Here is a 22,750-nt window from a genome sequence, read left to right as displayed (position 1 = left end):
GGCAAAAGCCGCTAAGCGCTTAGCCCACCGAATTTTCCGGCTTGGTAGTCCTCGACAGCCTGAACGATCTCATCCCGGGTATTCATTACAAACGGCCCGTGGGAGTAAACCGGCTCGTCGATTACATCGCCATGACCAAACAGCAGTTGGGCATCGCTTGCGGCTTCAATCACGATGCTGTCGCCATCCCGGTCCAACTCGACCAGTTGGTGAGGCTTGGCAGGTTCACCACTCACCATAACGTCGCCATTCACAATATACAGGAACACCTGCCGCCCTGAGGCAACGGGCAACTGCTCGCGCGACCCGGCAGGCAGCTTAAGCGTCGACATAAACACGTTGGTTAACGTCTCGATAGGACCGCGCGTATCGCCCCACTCCCCTGCGATCAGATTCAGCTCAGCGCCGCCCGGCAGCGTAATCGCCGGGATTGAATCCTGCTGTAAGCCCACATAGCGCGGCTCGCTCATTTTCAGACGCGCGGGCAGGTTGATCCACAGCTGCAAAATTTCCAGTGGGCCACCGTCACGCAAAAACTCAGGCGGCGAGATTTCCGCATGCACAATACCGCTGCCCGCCGTCATCCACTGCACGCCGCCTTTATGAATCACGCTCTGGTGCTTAGCGCTATCAGCATGAGCAAGCGAGCCTTCCAGAATAAACGTTACCGTCTCGAAGCCGCGGTGTGGGTGCGGACCAAACGGCAAGCCTTGATTATTGGCCGGGTAAACCTGCGGGCCGTGGTGATTCAGAAATAGAAAGGGATCAAGCTGCTCAAGCTGGCGCGCAGGCAAGGGCCGCCGAGTGGTTAAATCACCGATATCATCGCGGTGGGCCGGATGCAGGGCGATAACGCGGCGAACTGAGCTTACGGATGAGTCCGACATAAAATACTCCTTAACGATTACCCTTAGCTTAAAACCTAAGCCAAAGGATAAGGAGCGAATAGTTTTCTTTGGATCGTTCTAGGAAATTGATGGGTGCTTAACTACGTATCGGCTAATGCTTAACGGCTGATGTCTTCTTCAAACGGTCAGTTTAGCGGCGGCTTACGCTTATATTTTCACAGGTAAAATTTGCTATTGTTGAGGCCGACCTAGTTGCCATCTTTTATTACGCCTGAGGTTAAGCCTATGACTGAGCAGAACCCAGCGGCCTTTAGCGACCTTGTTAGCGCAATTACCCAGCAGATAGAACAAGCACGCGGACAGGTGCGCCAAGCCGTCAACACAGCCATGGTGCAAAGCTACTGGGAAATAGGCCGCTTGATTATCGAGCATGAGCAACAAGGCAATAGCCGTGCGGAATACGGCAAGCAGCAGTTACAGCAGCTTTCGAAGCAACTAACCGAACGGCTGGGTAAGGGATTCGACGTCACAAATTTGCGTAATATGCGTCAGTTTTACCTGGGCTTTCCAATTCGCGACGCAGTGCGTCTCGAATTGAGCTGGACCCACTACCGCACCCTCGTGCGGGTGGAAAATGCTCAAGCACGCGACTGGTATTTGCAAGAAGCGATCAATCAAAGCTGGAGCGCGAGAGCTTTAGAGCGCCAGATTAGTGCCCTCTACTACGAGCGCCTGCTAGCCAGTCAGGATAAGGCGCTGGTAGAACAGGAAGCAAAGGCAAACACCCAGCCGTTGGCGGAAACCGCCAAGGATTACCTGCGCGATCCTTACATTCTGGATTTCCTAAACCTACAAGATAAAACCTACCAGGAAAGCCAATTAGAACAGGCCATTATCAGCTACCTGCAGCAGTTTTTGCTGGAACTGGGCAAAGGCTTTGCCTTTGTTGAGCGCCAGCAGCGCATCCGCTTTGACGACGAAGATTTCTACATCGACTTGGTATTCTACAACTTCAAACTGAAGTGCTTTTTACTGGTGGATCTAAAACTCGGCAAGCTCAAGCATCAGGATATCGGCCAGATGGATACCTATGTGCGCCTATACGATGAGCAGCGCAAAGGCAGCGATGACAACCCCACCATCGGCTTGGTGCTATGCAGTGAGAAAAGCGAAGCCGTAGTGAAGTACTCAGTACTTGCTGATCAGAAGCAGCTGTTTGCGGCGAAGTATCTGCCGTATTTGCCTTCCGAGGAAGAGCTCAAACGTGAGCTGGAACGCGAACGGGCGAAGGCTGTTGAGCAGCTTCAACAGCAGGCACCGGAATAAAGCAACACTCGCCATACCTAAATATTGTCTGATTCACAGTGATAAGTACCGTAAATAGCCGACTTCATGAACCGCTTTACTATCAACCGAAGCCACCTTGAAAGATGATGTTAATATAAAAGCATCAATCAAAGCTTTTTAAGCCTTATCAAGAAAACAACAGTCTCAACACAAAAACGCCTGCCGCAATTAATCAGGGTATGGGGTTCACCAGCAATGGCATGAGACTGCAAGCTTGCGCCCAGTTTTTCAAGATGTCCGGTGCGCAGATATAAACCTATCTCACCCTCACTTCAATTGCCAACCCCTCTGGCATTAGAGGTGATATGAAGCCACATCGCGTACCAGCCGCCTACGCTGGTACCTGATAATGACGATAGCGCCCCTAAGCAGCTTTATATTATTGTCATCACCTAAGATGACACATCCAAGCACAAGGCTGGCTTCTGCTTGTAACTTGCAAAAAAGCTCGTCAGTTCTTCGCCCGTTAACGCCTTGCTGCACAAATACCCCTGGTACTCATGACTCTTCAATTGGCGGATTAAATCCAGCTGTTCTTCGTTTTCAATCCCTTCAGCCACGACCTGTAAATTAAGGCTATGCGCCAGCGCTACCACGGCTTTGACAATGGCAGCATCCTGCAGGTTAGTGACGGCATCGGACATAAAGGTACGGTCGATTTTTAGGCGTTTAATAGGAAATCGCCTTAGCTGGGCCAAATTCGAGTAGCCCGTGCCGAAATCATCAATGGAGATCGCAACCCCCAGATCACTAAGCTCATTGAGTGTATCTAGCGCGCTATCCGGATTTAACACCAGAGCGCTCTCAGTTAACTCAAGCTCAAGGCGGTTGGGTGGCAAGCTGGTCTCGTTGAGCGCTCGTTTGACCATATCAACAAAGTGGCGATTATCGAGCTGCATCGCCGAGATATTGACGGCCATAGGAAGGGCCTGGCCGGTAGAATCTTCCCACGCTTTAGCATAACGGCAGGCGGTGTTAAGCACCCATTCGCCAATAGGCCAGATAAGCCCAGTGTCTTCTGCCAGGGGAATAATCTCATCCGGCGTTACGTTACCGAGCTCCTCATCGTACCAACGCAGCAGCGCCTCTACACCGGTGATGTGCCCCGTTTTGACATCCACCTTGGGCTGATAGGCAAGGCTCAAGCTCTCGGTACCAAGGGCGAGGCGCAAGCGCCTTTCAACCTGCAAGCTTCGCTCTTCCTGAGAAGCCATATCCGGCTCATAAAACTGAAACGTATTGCGCCCCATCCGCTTGGCACTGTACATGGCGGCATCGGCGTGAATCATCAGGTCATGCTTGTCCTGGCCATGCTCGGGATAAAGGCTGATACCTACACTGGAGGATACCTTCACAACACTGCTGGCAATCAAGAAAGACTTATCCAGCGTACTGACGATACGCTTTGCCAGTGAAGCGGCTTCTTCCCTACTGGTGTTGTCCCCTGATAACACCATAAACTCGTCTCCGCCAACGCGCGCGACTGTATCAATTTCGCGAACCGCTGCTTGTAGCCGGGCGGCTGCCTGTTGAATCAGCTTATCGCCAATATGATGTCCCAGTGAATCATTGACATGCTTAAAGCGATCTAAATCGACAAAGAAAAGCGCAAACACCGGTCGACGAGCCGCAAGCTGTGTATCGAGTTTTTCCTCAAGTAACAGTCGATTAGGCAACTGCGTCAGCGCATCGCGATAAACCATGTGCTTGAGTTCTAGGTTGGCCTCACGTAGTGAAGTCGCTAACTGCGCATTACGCGACGACATATGCGCATCGAAGAGCGAAATCATCAGAGCAGCAAGCATGATGCACGTCGACACCAACGCTACCGTAATGGCGAGCGGATAAGTAGATAGGCCACCGTCCGCTAGCAACATGCCGTTTTCAGGGTAGATAGCCGCCACCATACCGGTGTAGTGCATACCCGAGATGCCTACAGCCATCACTAGAGCCGCCAGACCGCGTTGCCATAATGGTGGTCGACGAATGCTGGTCGGATTGAGCTGGAAAGCGAGCCATAGCGCTAACGCTGAGGCTGAAATGGCAATTACCACCGACAATTGGAAAAGGCTCGGCTGATAGCGCAGCGAGCCCTGAGTTTGCATGGCGGTCATCCCTACGTAGTGCATCAGACAAATCCCGCTCCCCATGACCAGAGAGCCAAGCGCCAACCGGAGGCTGGAAAGCCGCCCTGTCTGAACAATGGCCAATGCCAGCGCCGAGGAAAGAATCGCCGCGACCAGTGATAAAAGCGTCAAGGCAATGTCGTAGGCTATGCTTGCCGCCATTTCCATGGCGAGCATGCCGATAAAATGCATCGCCCAAATGCCCGTTCCCATGGCAAAAGCACCGCCACCCAGCCAGAGTTGACGCGCAAGCCCCCTGCTGGCCCGCACACGGCCGGCAAGATCCAATGCGGTTAACGATGCAATGGCAGCAACGCCAAACGACAGCATCACCAACGCCAGATTGTAGGATTCATGATGATTCACGGAGAATGTGCTCTAAGCGTCAGAAAAAACACAGAAATCATTTCTAGGTTACCTGATAAGCCGGGCACTTATCTGAGAAGGGATAGGCGTTATATATAGAGAGGGTATGTTCAAGGGTAATATTATTTTGAAGCTACCTAAGGCGCTCGTAAATGATTAATGCCTCTACCATCATGAGATGAGAAAATGGCAAAAAGCCGTAAAGAATATGGCCTTCCCGCAAAATTGGGAAGGCCATATTGCTCACTTTTCATTTTGCACCAAGACTTACGCTATATTCCTTCGCACAAATCCAGCTATAGCCAAAATATAAATTCAATCAAAACAATATCCTTAAATATATTGCCACTTTTACATAAACATCACTCAATATTCTGAATCTTAATATTGACTGATATTAAAAAAATCAACAAAAATAATGCATTAACGATTTTATGTTTTGCATCAAAACGATTTACTACCCATTCTACTGCCCACTTTACGTAAGCTATGTCAGCAGTATACAGATGTCAGTAGTATATAAATCCATAATTCCGTCCCTTTTTCAGCGCTCTTTCGATCAGCAAACCGTTAGCTTGCTCCTCCGGCGACTGTAGCAAAGTAATTTTCGATACAAGCTCTGAAACACGTTCTTTGACCATATTTTGGTGGTTTTTTCTTAAATCAGAATTGACCATTGGATCACCTCCGTTCTCACGTACCTTGAGGCTGCAACGATGACTAATTTCGTCTAGTAACGCGTCCAGCAAACTATCCATATCGCTAGGGTACAAATGCACACTTTGCTGATTTGGTAGCAACTCACTTGAATTATTGCTTCGCACAACTAATAAGGGGCTCTTTTCAGACGACGTATCATTGATAATTTTGCTTAGGGTTTCCGCCTGAGATTGTTTACGTTTTTTGGCCAAGGACTTTAGCTGTTTCTGAGTAGCTTTGGACATCTGCAAAGACACAGGGTTGCCATGTTTTTTCCGATTCTGGCGGGTCTTCCACGCCCCCTTCATCTTCCCGCTTAACTCACGAAACTCTGAATTATTCGGACCCTCGCTCAACATATTTATTGTCTGTTGAGAACCATATTGATTTAGATTCTGCACCAGTGAACCTGGTAGCGAGCCACTTATTGATTTACGTGCTAGGTAAGTGGCGATCCATTCCAACTGAGCTTGATTGCTCATTTCGATCCAACCAAACGGTGGTGTCATCTGTAACCCCAGAGCCAAGAAGAAATTAAAAAGGTGATTAGTAAAGCACACCTGCATCCGGGATAGCAGTTTTTTAACTGTATCTATACCTTGTAACGGCACATTGTATTGAAACAGTGTAACGTTACAACGTATAGATACTTGTATCAGTTTAAACTAGATATAGTCCGTAAAATCGGATTTTTATTTTCCGCTAAATGTCATATATTGCTGCCATGAACACCGCTATCCTAACCTACAAAAATCCTAGCTTAACGCCCGAAGCTCGATGGCTACTAATGCAATGGGCGTCAGTGTTTGGTTTTGACCAAAGCGTTGTTTGCTCTTTGCAAACTCTTTTCAAGCGTCTGAGCTTGACCTACGCGCAGGGACGCCGTGCTTGGGATGTGCTCATTGGTAAGCACGCAGAAAGGCAAAAGCAATTCGTTGAAATTGAGCGCTTACCTTCCGCAGATCGAGGGCGCCCAAGGTCGCGTTATCGCTTATCAGCCAAGCTTGTGAAGTCGCTACGGATGAGTCCATCGGCTTCTGAGCACCATGCTGAAGAAATTGCCACACTCGCAAAAACGACTCTGCTGTCTGCTGAAAATAGGGCGAAGAATCTGGTAAGAGATGGCCGTCTTCGAGGCTACAGATTGACCTTATCTAACAGATGGCTATTGATGGTGCTGCTAGCCCATGCAGATACACCAGGTGTTATCACTCGCCTTGGAATATCAAAAATTCGTCATCTAACCGGCATGTCACGTTCTCGAATCGATAGGCAACTAAAGAAGCTGGGCGATTTAGGGCTTATCGCGCATCGCCAGCCGGGGCGATACTCCTCCCAAGCCAGTGCCCGTAAAACATCTATCTATTTGCTTGATTTAGCGCATCCGTTACTTGGGTCTTTTTCAAGAACACCACTCACCATTGTCTCGCCCTCTTCAACCAAGAAGCCTAAGCAAACGGAGCTAGTGGATGGGATTGTTGATGCGGTAATGACTGCTGGAGTGTGTAGCCTTCAAATCAAAGCGTTACTAGAAGAGTACGACTCCAGCAAGGCTCCCGAGAATATTGCTGCAGACGGCACTATGCAGGAATCAAAACCAGAGCATGATCCTTATTGCGAGGCCAAAAACTACCAAGAGAAATACAATAAACTTAAAGGGGTTCTTAACCACGCGCTAGCACTGCTGCCAAGAACGCGTTACCTAGACGGAGGCATTGCGGAGCTGCTTAAAGGTTACGATGCAAAGGATGTAGGCTGGTTACTTACTAGTGTCCATATCGATACTAGCCGACTGCTAACTTCCGCCTGGAATGATTTAAAAGAGGGGTTACTCGGCCCTGAGCAGCCATCCCACGACGTCATAGTTGCGACTGCTCGTCGCCTAGGCATAAAACCTGAGTATGTAATCAAAAAGGAATCTGAGCAGGAATCGGAACTCGCTCCTGAAGAAGCCGACGACTATTCAAACACCTTGGACAATAAAAAGCCTCATAGACCTCCCGAAGTAGCTCCAATCACAGAACAAATATTTTACCCTCCTTTGGCGCTGCTGTTTTATGCCCTGTCACATCACCTAGCCAAGCGGCTTCAAAGCGCCTTCAACCCAAATGAACACGAAGATGTAGAAGCAATGACCTACATGCTCGTTTCTGTTTTCCCCAAACCACCTAACGGCCAAATGTTACCCGCGTTTCAACTACGTAGTTATGGCCTTCGTTCCGAAGATATCGATAAAGAACCAACGACTATTGTGTTCCGCAGTCCCGTCAACGAGGATCTAAAAAACTATTGGCAAGAGCATCATAAGGATTGCCTTTTAGCAATCAGCGATGAGCTAGGTGATTCTACGCTCGACTTTCAAGAGTTTGCAGACCAATAAACCTCCATTCCTTATTGGCACTCTTTAATTAAAAATACTCAGTTCCCTAATCTCATGAACGAATAACAGGAGTTCGTCATGAGCAATAAACTGATTCGCATCAAAGACGTCATGGAACGCACAGGTCTGGCTAGATCGACGATCTACAAGTACATCAGCCTTGGGCAGTTCCCTCAACCTATCAAACTAGGTACTCGTGCCGTGGCCTGGGTTGAAAGTGAGATAGAGGCTTGGATTAATGACAGCATTAAGCGTAGGGATGGAAAGGTCGCTTAAGGTCGCTTAATGCTTATCCACTTAGATTCTTCTAATTTAATTGAAGAGTAGATTAATTACCGCCTATTCCCAGCCACCCCGCATAACAGCTAGATTGACGATCATTAATCCTGCCTTTTAGACCCCTGTTTAATTATTATTAATATAGCTACGAGTAAGGGATTGTTGAGGGGCCTCACGCCCCGTACCTAAGTAGCCACCGAAGGACTAATAACCGATATACCACCAACGTTTTGAATCCAGCAACCGCTGGAGAATTCGTCGTGCCTGTCATAAATGCCCATGCCGCAGAAAGGCTGGGTAATCACACCTATCAAGGAGCCTAAGATGCTACCACTACACTCATCAAACGCTAACCTACACTTACTCTATAACTCCACGTTCAACGGGCTAAGAATTCAAGAAAAATATCTTCCTATGGCCAGTGAATACCTTCAGGCCCTTTACGATACGATGCACAAAGCACTGAGTGACTACCCACGGGTTATGGCCTTTCGAATTGAGCCGAAAATCCCTACGGAGATAAGCGACAGAATGACGATAGAAGACCATCGAAGCCTTATCGCAAGGTTCATCGCCTCCTTGAAGGCTATCATCAAACATGACCGAGAACGGAAGCGTCAGAATGGCTGGGTACCAGATACCAAAGTGCGATACGTATGGAGCCGGGAAGTCGGTAATAACGGTAAACCCCACTACCATTTCCTGCTCCTACTTAACCGTGACGCCTACCACATGCCAGGCAGAGCCTGCTCCCCCAATGAAAATCTAATCAGCCGTATCTCACGCGCTTGGTATAGTGCGCTTGGAATGGTTTGGAACCTCCAAGAGCCATGGATACACGTGCCTGCCCATCCGTTCTATTGGATCGAACAAAATGATCCAAATAGCTTTCAAGAGGCGTTCTATCGTGCCTCTTATCTTTGTAAAGCAGAGACGAAGCAGTACGGGTTAGGTTTACGAGCGTTTGGAACCAGTCGTAGCTAAGCTATCCTATTTATTAGCTGCCATTCCACATTTGCCAACAGTGATTAGCTGAGATGGTTGACTGCGAATGACTTTGCCCACGAGGCTAGACGGCCCGCTATTTTTTGTAGAAATTGGTGAGCAGCCTAGAATGGCGATGATGGGTTACATATCGGATATGCATTTTCTATGAGCGTAGCAAACAAGATATTTATCAACATACATGACGGCCCCTCCAGAGGGGTCGCCCTAAAAGTATGATAAGGCAACTAAAGACCTCCACTTTCGCCACTGCAAGAGCGCTAAATGACTTTTAGTTGCGATTCATCCTACAACATCATGAAACTGTCGAGATCCGAATCGTTTTTAATAAGCTGGTGCTCAGGAACACCCAGAGTTCTTGCCAGCTCAAGGCTCTTTTCGCGTAGGCCAATATTCAGTTCAAGGGAGAAGGCCGCATCCATCAGCCCCCCCAGATGATCGAACTCGGCGTTGATGTCGGCTAGCAATTGCTTATGGACGTCATCGAGCTTCTCAAGAAACTCAATCATTTCAGCTTCTAGCCTTTTCCTAACGGCATCGGAAGCCTTAGTGATCGATTCAGCAAGCATACGCCCAGCTAGAGATCCAACAATCCCTCCAATAAAAGGAACCGGTATTGCAGCTTGGCCAGCCATAGTAGCAAGTGTCACGATCGCGGCTTCGGAACATACAGCCATACCTAGATCTACAAATTGGTCAGCATCAATGTCACCTTTATTCAATTGGTGAACTAGCGATGCGACTCCCTTTCCAGTACTGACCACTGCAGCAGCGAAAGGCGCTCCCATAGAGGCGTAATTTGTAAGGGTGTATATAGAAGCGCCGGCAACTGCCCCGCCAAATGCCCCTTTCGTGGTCGTAACCCCAACTTCTCTCCAATCATTGGCGTCGAAGTCACCCTTAAATACATTTTTACCTCCGCGGTGTTTAGCATAGATAGCAGCGCCAAATGCCATGCCACCAGCAATGCCTGCGGCCATTCCTGTCGCTTTTAGCCCTTCAGCAAAAGACGCTTGGTGGTCGTCGTGAATCCTCGCTTCGCGTTCAGTGTTCGTTTCCCGAATGTCTGATTCGTGGTTGTCCAACGTGTCATTGACCACACCTTGCTGTACCTCGGCGTAATCGGATACCCCTGGACGAACCACTTCGTTGAAGGGACGTCCTGTTAGCACCTCAATCTCAGCCACTTTAGTTTGAAGCGAACGAATGGTTCTATCACTCAAGTCATCAATGTTCTGGCCTGATATTATCCGTTGGATTTGATCAAACTGATCCTTGGGAATATGGTAATAAGCTCCCTCTTGCGTAAAATCTTTATACTTTCCTAAATGTTCGAGTACGCCATCCAGCGTATTACGGCTACCGTTGTAAAACTTCGATTGAATATCAATACCGTCTATACGGTAATCGGCAGGGTCAAGCCGCCCAACACCTTCCATTGTCGCCGTCATTGGTGACTGATTTACCGCTGATCGGGCGTTACGTACGCAAACCTCCACATGCTCGGCAATCTCGCCGTGCTTAGTTAACTCGCTTCCTAGAATATTTTCACGTGCACCAATAAAATTTCTTGCAGAGTCGATAGCATTGATGGCTTGACGCAGAGCTAAGTCTTGAAGATTTAAGGCAATCGCCTCCGCCTGTGCCCGAGACGAATTAATAAATTCAACACCGACGGCATTGAACTGGTCACTGAGCAAGTGATCTCTGGGTGGCTGTTTCGCTGGCATTACCGCCCCACTGTTTTGTTAATCAGTGGTGACATCGCCTGAATGTGGTTTACAAGAGCAGATAGCTTATCCTTGGCTTCTGTATTGAACGACTGATAGTCCTTCGGCGCGTTCGCTTTTAACCATCCCAACAGCTTTTCAATACCTTCAGCGTGCTTTTTTGTCGCATTAATCAACTCGTCAATTTCAATTAGAGAGGTCTTGAGGGCAGTATCTAGGACCTCGATTTCTTTACGTTTGTTATCACACTCTTCAGCAGCTTTGCGATTATTTCGACGTGCAAAAAAGCCGCTACCCACCAGTGAAGTAACACCAATCGCAATACCAACAGGACCAGCTAAGGCCAATAAAAATGAGCCTCCAGCCATACCTGACCCACCCGCAGCTAATGCGCCGCCACCCAACCAAGCCAGTGCTGCATTAGTTGCGGCCGCTCCAGAAAGGGCAGAAATGGCTGTCCCCGTAGAGGCTGTACCGAAGGTTGTAGCGATCGCTATAGCAGCAGTCGGTGCAAAGGCAGCGGTACCTACACCAGCGCTAATACCTGCTGCAGCGCTACTACCCATGCGGATATCGATTTTTCCAGCCTCAACTTTTAGCTCATGTAGCAGCTTATTAAAAGATCGATATTCTGCCTTAAACTCCGCGTAGCTCCGATCAAACTCTTTGGGTGAATTGGCAAGACCATTAATATAGGTTTCAACCTCTCCTACTACCTGCTGACTACACCGCTGTCGCGTTGCCATTAGTATTTCGGCAGCTTTGGTTACCTCAACGGCGCGAGCCTCATAACGCTGATGGGTATCTTGTAATGCCGAAACGGCATCTTTTCGGAGAGATCGATTAAGCATGAAAGTTTTCCAATTAATATGCGGCAGGCCCAGGGCGCCGCGATAGCTTAGCCATATGGTTGGATGCAATAAGCCGCTCGTATACAGACTCAACGGCTCACCATCATCTTATCGGCTAATTTATTTGAGACTTTACCCCCTTAAAAGAAGAAGCCAAGAGTAGCTATAGCTGCCGAAAACTTAAGAATATGCTAGTTAAAGTCGATAAACTCAACACCATAATGACCTTGCAATTACTGTGTAATTTCCGTCCGGGCAACTTCGCGCCAACCTCGGTCAAATGTGAATGTTCTAGCATAACCGGCAGGATTTTGGATTCTGAGTAAGCACGCTCGTGCCGGGTCGGATGCATACTCGACCACGTACAGCCAGTACGAATTACCTTTCTCTCGTGCGCAGTCAAATTGTGCATGAGAGAGCCCAACCGGGCGGTCGTCCAGGCAACCCGTCATCGACTTCACTTCGACCCACCGAGTATGCTCACCATTGGTATCAACTTCGTAAAGATCGAAACCCGGATTACCTTCAGGCGTGCGACGTAGTACCGGCTCATAAGTAAGAATCAGATTAATTGCACTTTCTTCGATCTTCATCCGCTCTGCTTGATTGAGAGCATCAGGATCTGCGTTTTCGTTTTCAGGGTGAACGCCTACGTATGAGATAAATGGCCTTCCACCTGCATAACCCGGTGCCCTAACTCCCTGACCAGCACCATTACCACCTGAATGATTATGGCCACTGGCACCGCTTTGTTTGTCACTGCGCGACATCCCGGTTCCAACACGACCTTGGACGCTATGCCCAGCAGAACTGCGGGCACTATCGCTGGCTTCTGGATCTGGAGTGCCGGGTGGGATGTCTGGCATGTCATCCCCATACAGCTCTTTTGCATCGTCATACACATTATAGTCGGATGGCACTTCGAACTCCGGCTCGGAAGCTGTCGATGATTCCTGTTTATGTGGTGGATTGGCGATCCCTAGTCGGGTAGTCAGATCATCCACATTGGTGATGCCGAGTTTGCGGAGCAGATCAATCGCTGCTGGATCGATGCCCGCCTCTTTAGCCAACTGATTAAGAATAGGTGGTTTGAAGGCGATGTTAGTCAATAGGAAAGAGCTAGGCTTCCAGCCAAGAGTTTCGAACTCCACCAGCTCAGGAGGAACTAGCTTACCGTGAGCATGTGGCACCCAAGCAACTTGATTCAGCATACGAACAAAAGATGCTTCGAATCGGGCAACTTTTGTCTGGCGAGAATAACCCCATTTATAACTCCCCGAGAAAAATACTGTTCCACGCCCCTCCAGATCACCAAGTGCGTCCCACAGCAAACCAGCCCTGATTTTTGCTTCGGCGGCTTCTAAGTTGGGCATAAGCTTTAATAGCTGTACCAGCCCGCGAAGTGTGAAGTCTTCTGGTGGATCATCCCAACTTGCTCGCTCAAGGCCAGCATCTTTGCGAATCTGTGCTTTTTCAGTAGAACTTAGCCAGGATAGGGTGGGTTCAAGGCTTAGATAACGGCTTGCCCCGCAAGCTATAAGCAAGTCGCGAATAACCTCGCCACGCAGACACTCATACTCGTTATTTACTATGAGCACATCTTCAATACACGCAAAAAGCTGCTTCAATCGATCAGTTGCTATGTAAACGTCACAGGGCTTGGCAATACTTTTTTTGCCGTTACCGGTATTCACCACCATCACAAAGGTGGTGTCACGCAAAGCGGATCGGAGCTTTTCCCTCTGCGCTGTCGAGTCGGTGCTGAACGCAGCGCGGATGCGTTCGATGTCAGCTGCATAGGCATCTCCACCAACATCCACTTCCTTCTGCCGGTACTTTGGCAAAATATTTTGGATGACATCATCCACTGGATCAGGCTCGGAAATTTTCAACGAGCTCAAGAAGGCTCTTGAATCTGAGGTTGCACACACTTCTCGGCGTACAGTTGGGAACCCTGTTGCGAATGTGCTTGGTAAAAAAGCTTTTGCCTCGCCGTTCTCGTGAGCGACAACGTGTGTACCGTCCTCCAGGCGGATCAAAGGAATTGAGTCTAAACGGCGACGTAGGGCGGATTCCTGCCCACTTAAGAATTTGTACAGACGCAACACCCATTCGTCGCTCTGGGCTTCAAGAAATGATTTGGTCAGGCCAGAAATAAGTTTTGCGGGTGTGATTTCTTCAATACCGAGCTCTCGTATTAGGTAGTGCCGCAAACCTGGTGTCTTGTCCTGGGTGATGTCGCTAGAGAGCCAAGCGGCGGTTTTCAAATCAAACAAATCTTCAACTTGCTTTGAACTGAGCAACTCTCGCAGTTCCTGTGTACGAGCCAGTTTTGCCTGATTAGCAGTGACATAGCCACTGGGAAGGGCTGGTAACAGCGCTTCATCCTGAAATGCCCGCCGCACGGATTCAAACATTGGAGCGAATCGCGATCCATTGGGGAATTTTTCAGGATCAAGAGGCAGGCAAAGCAGTGTCGAAGCATCCAGCATCTGGTTGTCTCGCATCCAGCGCATCGCCTCTATTAGCAGACTAGAAGTCTCTTTAACTAGGTGCTGATTCCATGGATCGCTGGGAGGAATGTTGTCTCGGCTAGGCGTCGTGCGGTAAGGCCCCTGTGTGAGAAAGCCTAGATGGCTTTCAACAACGGTTGGAAAGAAAACTACCATTGGCGAGTGTGACAGCGATTTTACTTCCCAACACCCAGGTTTGCCCTTAGCTTCAGCCAGTGCAAAGGCGATCTCTACACGCCCAGCATTCTGCCTTTCGTCTTTGAAAACATCACGGTGAAATACCAGCCAGTTCTGATCGATTTCAGGGCGGCCATCCTCTTGACCAAGAATTGTAATGCGATGGGCATTCAGACCGAGCGGTTCTAGGCTATTACGCACATAAAACCCTGAGCCCCCCCCTTCAACGCTCCAGTTTATCTCGTCGATATTTCGAAGAAACAGTAAAGCACCACGCCCCAAGTGCCGGAACCCTTCCGTGATATCCAGTACTGCGGCCTTGTCTTCAGACCGCAGGGGCAAGATGATTTGAGTTTCGTCAGGCTCGCGTGACTTTAGGTTCGCCTGCTTGGGGAAGACATAATCTTCAATGTAAAAATTCTCGATGCCTGAGTGAATTTCCGGAAAGTCGGTGATGGTATAAACAGACTTAAAGCCGAGTCCAAAGCGTCCAATTGAGGATTCGTTCTTTGTGCTTTCAGCAATATCGCAGACGCTTCGCACGTCAGCTTCATCAAATGGCTTGCCAAAGTGAGAAATCGTCAGTCGAGCTGGGGACAAGGAAAAATTGACCTTACGAGGCCCTAGCCAGTTGCCGCGTTTTTTAAGAGCATCTTCAGCATTTTGCAGAAGCTCAAAGATAAAGTGCGTGCGGTCGTCGTAAAGTCCCGCAGCAAGTCCACCAGATTTCTGAGCACCTTCAGTTCCATAGCGCCGCCGGTTTTCCTCGCAAATCCCCTCATAATTCGAAGTCACAGCCTTTACCTCATTGACCCAACATTTAAAGAAGTGCCAATTTTACTTCAGCCTGCCCAATCGATCTGTCTTATGACAAGATGTAAACATCAAATAAATAATATCCTGATCACCAGATAGGTAATGAGTGGTCAGTTAACAAGATGCTTAAATTACTAGGTCATTGCTAGTGTGAATTGCCATAGGCTAGACGGTAGCAATTAGGAGTATGGGGAAGAAATGACAACTATTGCGACCGAATTGCACTCTAAGGCCAATTCTCAGCAGCTAGAGGCCATTCATACAACAGATGGCCCAGTCCTTATTATCGCGGGGCCTGGCTCGGGAAAGACCTTTACGCTGGTTGAGCGGATTGTCTACCTTATTATCCACAATGGGATCGACCCAGAGTCGTTGCTGGTCGTAACTTTCACCGACAAAGCCGCACGTGAGTTGACCACCCGTATTTCTAATCGGTTGGCAGAACTAGACATCCAATTTAACCTAAATGAGATGTACCTCGGGACCTTCCACTCCATTTGCCTACGTATCCTGGAGGACTACCGCGAGTTCACACGGCTTAAGCGCAACTTCACCCTATTCGATCAATTCGACCAGCAATATTTCCTCTACCAGCGCATCAAGGACTTCCGCGATGTACCAAATTCCCAGCTCGTCATAGGCGAAGATCAGTCTGGTCGCTGGAAACAGTCAGAAAACCTGCTCAAGTGGCTCAATAAGGTCAGCGAGGAAGCCATAGACATCACCATGCTGTCAGCAGCCCCCGAGGCGGAAATTAGTGCGCTAGCTGAGTGCTTCGCCAAGTATCAGGAATTATTGCAAGAGAACAACTCGCTAGATTTCTCTGGCATCCAGTACGAGGCTCTGAAACTGCTGGAGAATTGCCCTGAGGCATTGGAACAACTTCGCGGAAAGCTGACTTACCTGATGGTGGATGAGTATCAAGACACCAACACCATTCAAGAGCGCATTCTCTTAATGCTGGCAGGTAAGCATCACAATCTCTGTGTGGTAGGCGATGATGATCAGGGCTTGTATCGCTTTCGTGGAGCGACCATTCGCAACATTCTGGAGTTCCCTTCTCAATTCTCCAAAGGCCAGTGCAAGAACATCACGCTCTCGGTCAACTACCGCTCGCACCCGGACATCATTCGCTTCTATAACGAGTGGATGCGAGAACAGATATGGGAAGATGGGACGCATATGTACCGATTTGCCAAGCAAATTGTGCCGCGCGAAAGTAATTTCCCCAATCTGACCACAGCGGTGCGGCTCGCCTCCAGCGACGTAAACAATTGGCATGCTGAGGTTTTGGCCTTCCTAAACAGTCTGAAATCATCGGGCCAGCTGTCGGACTGGAACCAAGTTGCTTTCCTGTTCCGCTCGGTTAAGAACGACAAGGTGCTCGCGCTAGCGCGCTTCCTCGAAGCCGCAGGCATCCCTGTGTACTCACCCCGCTCAAACATGTTCTTCGAGCGCGAAGAAATCCGCCTAATGATCGGCGCGCTGATCTTCTTATTCCCGCAGTTCCCCAAGGTGCGCGAGTGGGCAGAAGGCGTCAAGCTACCCATCTGGGATTATTACGACCTCCAGTGCTTCAAACCGTTCACCGATGCGCTGCGTAAACCAGAGAACAAGCCATTACTGGATTGGGCACGCCCATTAGCCAAGCGCCACGCTGTACTAGCTCAAAACACCGATTACGCTTTCTCAGGTCTATTCTACCAACTGCTACAATTTCCACTGTTCTCTGGCTTCCTTTCCAATGAAGCCATGCAAGGCATAGATAAGGGCCGTGCGGCAAGAAACCTCGGATCCTTCTCCACGTTGCTCACTAAATTCGAGTATCTGCACTATGTGAGCGTGTTAAACCCAGACTTTTTAGAAAAGAACATTCGTGACCTGTTCAACCAATTCCTGCGTTTCCTGGTAGATGGTGGTATTGGCGAGTACGAGGACGATGCAGAATATGCACCCAGTGGCTGCTTGTCCTTTCTGACCATCCACCAGTCCAAGGGGCTAGAATTTCCGGTCGTAGTATGCGGCTCGCTTGAGGCGGTACCGCGAAAGCAGTATGGAGCATTAGATGTGTTGCTTGAAGATGGCGGCTATTTATCTAAGCCTACCTTCGAACCCTTTGAGCACATCAAAAACTTCGACTTCTGGCGGCTGTTCTACACCGCATTTTCGCGTGCCCAAAACCTGTTGGTACTCTCCGCAGAGGAGAAACAAGGACGCGGTAGATCACCATCAAAATACTTTGATCGCCTTTTCTACGAGCTGCCGAGCTGGCGTGACGTTGACTTGTCGGAACTGACTTTCGAGGCAGTTAAGAAAATCAATCTTAAACGGGAATATTCCTTCACCTCGCACATCACTGTCTTTCAGAATTGCGCCGAACAATATCGCTTCTTCAAGGAGCTGGAGTTTGCGCCTGTCCGCGAGAGCCCAATGCTGTTTGGTTCGCTGGTACATCAAACCATTGAGGACATTCACAAGACGGTACTGCGTGGCGAGGAAAGCACTATAAACCAAGAAGCTATCGAAGATTGGTTTTCGGCCAACTACGGCATGCTGTCGAAAAAAGAACGCGTTTACCTCGCTCCTAGATCCCAACGTGCAGCTCTGCTACACGTGCTACGGTATTACGAAAGGGAAAACGGCCACTGGGATCGCATAAAGGAAGCTGAAGTTGAGATTTCACTGATCAAAGATCAGTACATCTTGAAAGGAAACGTTGACTTAATCCGAGGCGAGCAGGATACGGTTGAGATTATTGACTTTAAGTCGGAGAAAAAGCCCGACATGGAAAAAGATCGAGAACGCCTACGCCAGTACCAGAACCAGCTGGAGGTGTACGCCCATCTCGTAGAGAAACGCACCGGACAGAAGGTCAGCCGGATGCACTTGTACTATACCGGTGAGGACGGTGGTAACCCTTACGTCTCCTTCACAAAAGACGAACGCTCCATTGGCAAAACAATCGAACGCTTCGACGACATTGTAGCGCGCATTGAACAGCAGGATTATCAAATCGAAGCACGCCCCACCAAGCTTTGCCAGAGCTGCGACATGCGCGCCTACTGCGACAGTAAAAATTGGATATTTAGGAATAGTTAAAATGAGTGAAACCACTAAAGCAAAGGAAAGCCTGCAACTGCCTATTTCAAATGGCAACACCACAGATATTGGGAAGTACGAGTTCGAGCCAATTAAGGGCTACCCGATGCTTAACTGGCGTGGTAAGCGTCCATTTACTGCGACGCAGTACTATCCTGCACAATTGAAGGAAATTCATGGAGAGGAGGTAGATGGGTGGCGAAATAAGATTTTTTGGGGTGATAACCTTCAGGTAATGAGCCACTTACTAAAAGATTTACGTGGTAAGGTTAATCTTATATATATTGATCCACCATTTGACTCAGGGGCTGATTACAAAAAAAAAGTTAATCTAAAATCGGGAAATGCTGTAGGTGATTATCACGGGTTTGAAGAGAAACAATATACGGATATTTGGAACAATGATGGGTATCTTCAGTTTATGTATGAACGCATTGTTCTTATGAAAGAGTTGTTATCTCCAGATGGTGCTCTCTACCTACATTGTAATGTAGGAAAAGGTCATTATTTGAAATGTATTTTGGATGAAGTGTTTGGTCAAGAAAATTTCAGAAACGAAATTGTATGGTGTTTTAAAACTTCTCTTCGATCATCACCGAAAAAATTTGGAAGTGATCATGAGTTGATCTACTTTTATTCACGAACACCAAAACACTCTATTCATCCAGATAAGAAGGATTTTCCTGCGAGTGAAAGCACCATTAAGCGGTGGTCAGCTTATGCTGATGAGGATGGATTTGTTAGCAACAAACACTTTGCAGGGAGTGATAGCACGATTATCGATACAGAGGACGAATCAAAAGGCTTTAATATCAATAATGGTATCCCACGGGACTGGTGGGAAATTTCTTCAAATGTAGCAAAAGGTAACACAGGACAAGTAAAATTTGGAAAGTACCCTACTCAAAAACCAGAGACTTTACTTGAGCGTATTATTAAATCATCTTCTAATGAAGATGATCTAGTCTTCGATTGTTTTATGGGATCTGGCACTACACAAGCTGTAGCAAAGCGTTTAGGGCGCCGGTTCATTGGTGCCGACGTTAACTTAGGAGCAGTACAGCATGCTACTAAGAGACTAATTGACAACCCAAACGAACATATTAATCCTGAGACAAAAAATTATGGCCTCGAAATTTATAATGTAAATAATTACGACGTATTCCGTAACCCCATACAGGCTAAAGAAGTGCTTATTGAAGCACTAGAAGTACAAAAACTCGAGTTTAGTAGTATATTTGATGGTGAGAAAGATGGCCGCATGGTTAAGATTATGCCTGTTAATCGCATTACTACGCGTGCAGATCTAAACGAATTAATTTCTGGTTTTAATTACAAATCTTGGCAAAGCATACAAAATGAAAGCCCGAATCAAGCAGTTGAAAGGATCACTCTTGTCTGTATGGGGCATGAACCAGACTTAGCCGCACAGTTAGCACATGCTGTCAACCCTTTCAAGATTGATGTAGAAGTGGTGGATATCCTACGTGACAAAACTGATCTAGAGTTCAAACGCGACTCTCAGGCTAAAGTTGACATAAAAAATGGTGAGCTGATTATTGAGCGCTTTTATCCCATGAATCTTCTGCAAAAGCTGTCTCTACAAAAAGAGTCTGTCGAAGACTGGAAGGAGCTCGCCGAATCAGTACTGATCGATTGGAATTACGACGGTGCAGTGCTGCAGCCAGCAGTGGTGGATATCCCTGGTAAAAAAGAGCAGGTAAAGGGTGTTTATAAGTTACCTAATGATGCTGGAACAGTACGTATTAAGATTACCGACTTGCTATCGGAATCTTGGGAAGGGAGCATCAATAATGGCTAAACGCGCAGCCAAAGCGACGAGTGCATCGCTTGATTTCGCTTTTTTTCAGTTTCTCTGGCAGTTTTACCAATCCAACCGTGGTGTAATCCGACAGCATTATAAGGAACTGACCCGAAAATTCATCGACTTTAATAACCCCGAGGGGAATCCGAAGGCTTTTTTGCGTCAGCCACAGTTTGAGGCATTAGAGACTTATATCTTCTTAAAGGAGTTCCTCGGTAACGCAAAAATAGAGGAAGTATTCCAGCAGTGGTTCGAGAGACAAGGGCGCTTTGCAGATCGCACTGAAGGAGGCGTAGTATCGGCCAGCGCTGGACAAGTGGATTTGTTCGATAAAATCACACAGGAACAGTACACTGCCGTTTTCGCTAAGATGCGTAAAAACTCTCGTATCTACCCGAACTATATCTTTGCGCTAACCATGGGCACAGGAAAAACTATCCTGATGGCAACTTGTATTTTTTATGAGTTCCTGCTGGCGAATAAATTTCCGAAGGATCCTCGCTACTGCCACAATTCGCTGGTATTTGCCCCGGACAAGACGGTACTACAATCACTAAGAGAGATTGAAACTTTTGACCTCGCAGGCGTTGTGCCACCAGAATACGTTAACTTTTTAACTACAAATATCCGTTTTCACTATCTTGTGGAAGCGGGTACATCGCTAGATACGCTGGATCGCTCACGCTTCAACATTATTGTCTCTAACACACAAAAGATCATTCTCAAGCGCCAACATAAGGTCAAAACGCACTCTGACAAGCTGTTCGGTGCTGCTGGCGAACTCCTTACTGCTACAGGCGTTTATGCTGAAGCCGCCGATCTCTACAATTTTGCCCAACCTGAAGACGAAGGTGAACTGACCACCAACCAGCGCTTCGAAAAGCTCCGCCGATTGGAGCAGCTTGGTATCTTTGTAGACGAGGCCCATCATGCATTTGGCAAAAAATTAGCGAAGGACATGGGAGTCGGCGCGAAATCAACAGACACGAGTCTCCGCACCACAATTGATCTTCTTGCTGCAAGTTTAAATGCGTCTGGTACACGTGTGGTGGCCTGCTACAACTACACCGGCACCCCCTATGTGGGCCGCGAAGTTTTACCGGAGGTGGTTTACGCCTATGGTTTAAAAGAAGCCATCGACAAAGGCTACCTCAAGAAGGTAACACTTCATGGCTATGCCAATACTCGTAGCATCGAATTTATAGATATCGCTATCGAAAAATTCCTTAAGGAAGCGGGTGAGTTGCGTCCGGAAGGCATGCTACCCAAGTTGGCCTTTTTCGCCACCACCATCGAAGAGTTAACCAATGAGCTTAAGCCTGCAGTCGAGCAGGCGTTAATCAAACACGGCATCCCAGTCTCACGCATCTTAGTTAACGTGGGCGACAATAACCTCACTACAGACGATGACATTCGTGAGTTTAATCGGCTGGACACCCCTGAGTCCGAAAAGCAATTTATCTTGCTGGTCAACAAAGGTCGCGAAGGTTGGAACTGCCGTTCATTGTTTGGCGTTGGGCTGTTCCGCGAGCCAAAGTCCAAAATATTTGTGCTGCAAGCAACAATGCGTTGTTTACGAGCCATTGGCGAAGCTCAGCATACAGGCCACGTCTTTCTCTCGGACGCTAACCTAAACACGCTAAATGATGAACTGCAGCAAAACTTTCGTATCAGTGCCGACGAGCTTCAAAAAACCGGAAAAGACAAGGAACACGTGCAAGTGCGCGTGGTAGAACCGCCTGTCAAAATTAAACTGATGCGTGTCCGCAAGCAATACGAGATGCGCGAGAAGCAGTTCTCTCACGGTCAGGCGCTAGGCCTTAACAGGACAGATCAGGAATGCTGGAAAGCACTCGTAGAAAAGTATCGCCTGATCGAAACTCAACAAGACGGCTTGACTACCGCTGATGCTGCAACAGCTTCGGTCAGCCGAACCTTTGATCTGACTTCTCACCGCGAGAAGCGTGCTTTCTCACGCATGACGCTGGTGGCCGAGGTGTCGCGCTATCTAAACCGAAGCCCACTGGAGATTGAGGAGCTACTCGACTCGACAAAGGAAGGCACCAATGAACTAGTGGCTATTGCCAACGAGTTTAACGAGCTACTCTACGACGAGATCATCCCACGCTTGTTCCGGGAGCTTTATGACCTTGATGAGTCGCAACAAACTGAGGAGCATGAGGTCGATCTGATCAAGCTGCCTCCGAACGGTTACTACGAGGTGTCGGCGGCGGCGGACAAGATTGTTCGAATGAACGACGTGAATATAAATGAAGAGGAGCGCGCCAAGAGCTTCCATCTTGATACCTACTGCTTCGATTCCGGCTCAGAAAGGTGGCTGTTCTGGGATCTGCTTCGTGAGCATCGAGTGAAGAAAATCTACTTTACCGGGATGTTGACCCACGGACAGTCAGCTTTCTTCATTCAGTACATCGACCCAGATTCACGAACCGTGCGTAGCTACTACCCTGACTTTATTTTCCAGCGTGAAGAGCAGGATGGCAGCCTAAAGTATGTCATTGTCGAGGTGAAAGCCGACAATCAGATCGAGGATACCGTGGTACAGGCCAAAAAGGACTTCGCCCAGCAAATCGCAGTAGCGAGCGGCATGGAGTACCGTATTCTCAAATCATCGGATGCAGACAAAAGGCATTTCAGAATGCTGTTGTAGGAAAGGTATATACGGGAA

The 22,750-nt window shown here is 48.1% G+C and carries 13 protein-coding genes; 7 read left to right on the top strand and 6 right to left on the bottom strand.

What is annotated here, in order from left to right:
- Positions 1-11 precede the first annotated feature (11 nt).
- Complete coding sequence (locus ACT3R7_RS02955; protein ID WP_496198800.1) at positions 12-887, bottom strand: pirin family protein; 876 nt, start codon at positions 885-887, stop codon at positions 12-14.
- A 246-nt stretch (positions 888-1,133) separates the two neighbouring features.
- Between ACT3R7_RS02955 and ACT3R7_RS02950 the strand changes: the two genes are divergently transcribed.
- On the top strand, positions 1,134-2,174 hold the full coding sequence (locus ACT3R7_RS02950) for a PDDEXK nuclease domain-containing protein (RefSeq protein ID WP_496198799.1): 1,041 nt from the start codon (positions 1,134-1,136) through the stop codon (positions 2,172-2,174).
- A 413-nt stretch (positions 2,175-2,587) separates the two neighbouring features.
- Here the strand turns inward: ACT3R7_RS02950 and ACT3R7_RS02945 are convergent, their stop codons facing one another.
- Both ACT3R7_RS02945 and ACT3R7_RS02940 read right to left on the bottom strand, forming a co-directional pair.
- On the bottom strand, positions 2,588-4,687 hold the full coding sequence (locus ACT3R7_RS02945; protein WP_496198798.1) for a putative bifunctional diguanylate cyclase/phosphodiesterase: 2,100 nt from the start codon (positions 4,685-4,687) through the stop codon (positions 2,588-2,590).
- A gap of 509 nt (positions 4,688-5,196) precedes the next feature.
- Entirely contained in the window at positions 5,197-5,895 is a 699-nt protein-coding gene (locus ACT3R7_RS02940) for a hypothetical protein (RefSeq protein ID WP_496198797.1), read from the bottom strand.
- A 278-nt stretch (positions 5,896-6,173) separates the two neighbouring features.
- Here ACT3R7_RS02940 and ACT3R7_RS02935 point away from each other — a divergent pair, with 278 nt between their 5' ends.
- The 3 genes from ACT3R7_RS02935 (at position 6,174) to ACT3R7_RS02925 (ending at position 9,029) form a co-directional block, all read left to right on the top strand.
- Positions 6,174-7,766 carry a hypothetical protein gene (locus ACT3R7_RS02935; protein ID WP_496198796.1) on the top strand — a complete coding sequence of 531 codons (1,593 nt, stop codon included), beginning with the start codon at positions 6,174-6,176 and terminating at the stop codon, positions 7,764-7,766.
- A gap of 78 nt (positions 7,767-7,844) precedes the next feature.
- Positions 7,845-8,042, top strand: a complete 198-nt coding sequence (locus ACT3R7_RS02930; protein ID WP_496198795.1) for a helix-turn-helix transcriptional regulator — start codon at positions 7,845-7,847, stop codon at positions 8,040-8,042.
- A gap of 327 nt (positions 8,043-8,369) precedes the next feature.
- Positions 8,370-9,029, top strand: a complete 660-nt coding sequence (locus tag ACT3R7_RS02925) for an inovirus Gp2 family protein (protein ID WP_496198794.1) — start codon at positions 8,370-8,372, stop codon at positions 9,027-9,029.
- Positions 9,030-9,337: 308 nt separating this feature from the next.
- Here the strand turns inward: ACT3R7_RS02925 and ACT3R7_RS02920 are convergent, their stop codons facing one another.
- The 3 genes from ACT3R7_RS02920 to ACT3R7_RS02910 form a co-directional block, all read right to left on the bottom strand.
- The gene (locus ACT3R7_RS02920) at positions 9,338-10,750 is read right to left on the bottom strand and encodes a hypothetical protein (protein WP_496198793.1); all 1,413 of its coding nucleotides are present in this window, start codon (positions 10,748-10,750) and stop codon (positions 9,338-9,340) included.
- A gap of 29 nt (positions 10,751-10,779) precedes the next feature.
- Positions 10,780-11,631, bottom strand: a complete 852-nt coding sequence (locus tag ACT3R7_RS02915; RefSeq protein ID WP_496198792.1) for a hypothetical protein — start codon at positions 11,629-11,631, stop codon at positions 10,780-10,782.
- 233 nt (positions 11,632-11,864) lie between these two features.
- Positions 11,865-15,116 carry a DUF3883 domain-containing protein gene (locus ACT3R7_RS02910; protein ID WP_496198791.1) on the bottom strand — a complete coding sequence of 1,084 codons (3,252 nt, stop codon included), beginning with the start codon at positions 15,114-15,116 and terminating at the stop codon, positions 11,865-11,867.
- A 219-nt stretch (positions 15,117-15,335) separates the two neighbouring features.
- Here ACT3R7_RS02910 and ACT3R7_RS02905 point away from each other — a divergent pair, with 219 nt between their 5' ends.
- Genes ACT3R7_RS02905 through ACT3R7_RS02895 form a run of 3 tightly spaced genes read left to right on the top strand, consistent with a single transcriptional unit; the run spans position 15,336 to position 22,732 of the window.
- Complete coding sequence (locus ACT3R7_RS02905) at positions 15,336-18,236, top strand: ATP-dependent DNA helicase (protein ID WP_496198790.1); 2,901 nt, start codon at positions 15,336-15,338, stop codon at positions 18,234-18,236.
- A 1-nt stretch (position 18,237) separates the two neighbouring features.
- Positions 18,238-20,058 (top strand): DNA methyltransferase, encoded by a 1,821-nt coding sequence (locus tag ACT3R7_RS02900; RefSeq protein ID WP_496198789.1) that lies wholly within the window; start codon positions 18,238-18,240, stop codon positions 20,056-20,058.
- Positions 20,051-22,732 (top strand): TnsA endonuclease N-terminal domain-containing protein, encoded by a 2,682-nt coding sequence (locus ACT3R7_RS02895; protein WP_496198788.1) that lies wholly within the window; start codon positions 20,051-20,053, stop codon positions 22,730-22,732. The genes ACT3R7_RS02900 and ACT3R7_RS02895 overlap by 8 nt, the downstream gene beginning before the upstream one ends.
- Positions 22,733-22,750: the final 18 nt, after the last annotated feature.

The sequence above is a fragment of the Halomonas sp. AOP43-A1-21 genome (assembly GCF_052376775.1).
Classification (GTDB): domain Bacteria; phylum Pseudomonadota; class Gammaproteobacteria; order Pseudomonadales; family Halomonadaceae; genus Vreelandella; species Vreelandella colorata.
This window is presented reverse-complemented; position numbering and strand designations above follow the sequence as displayed.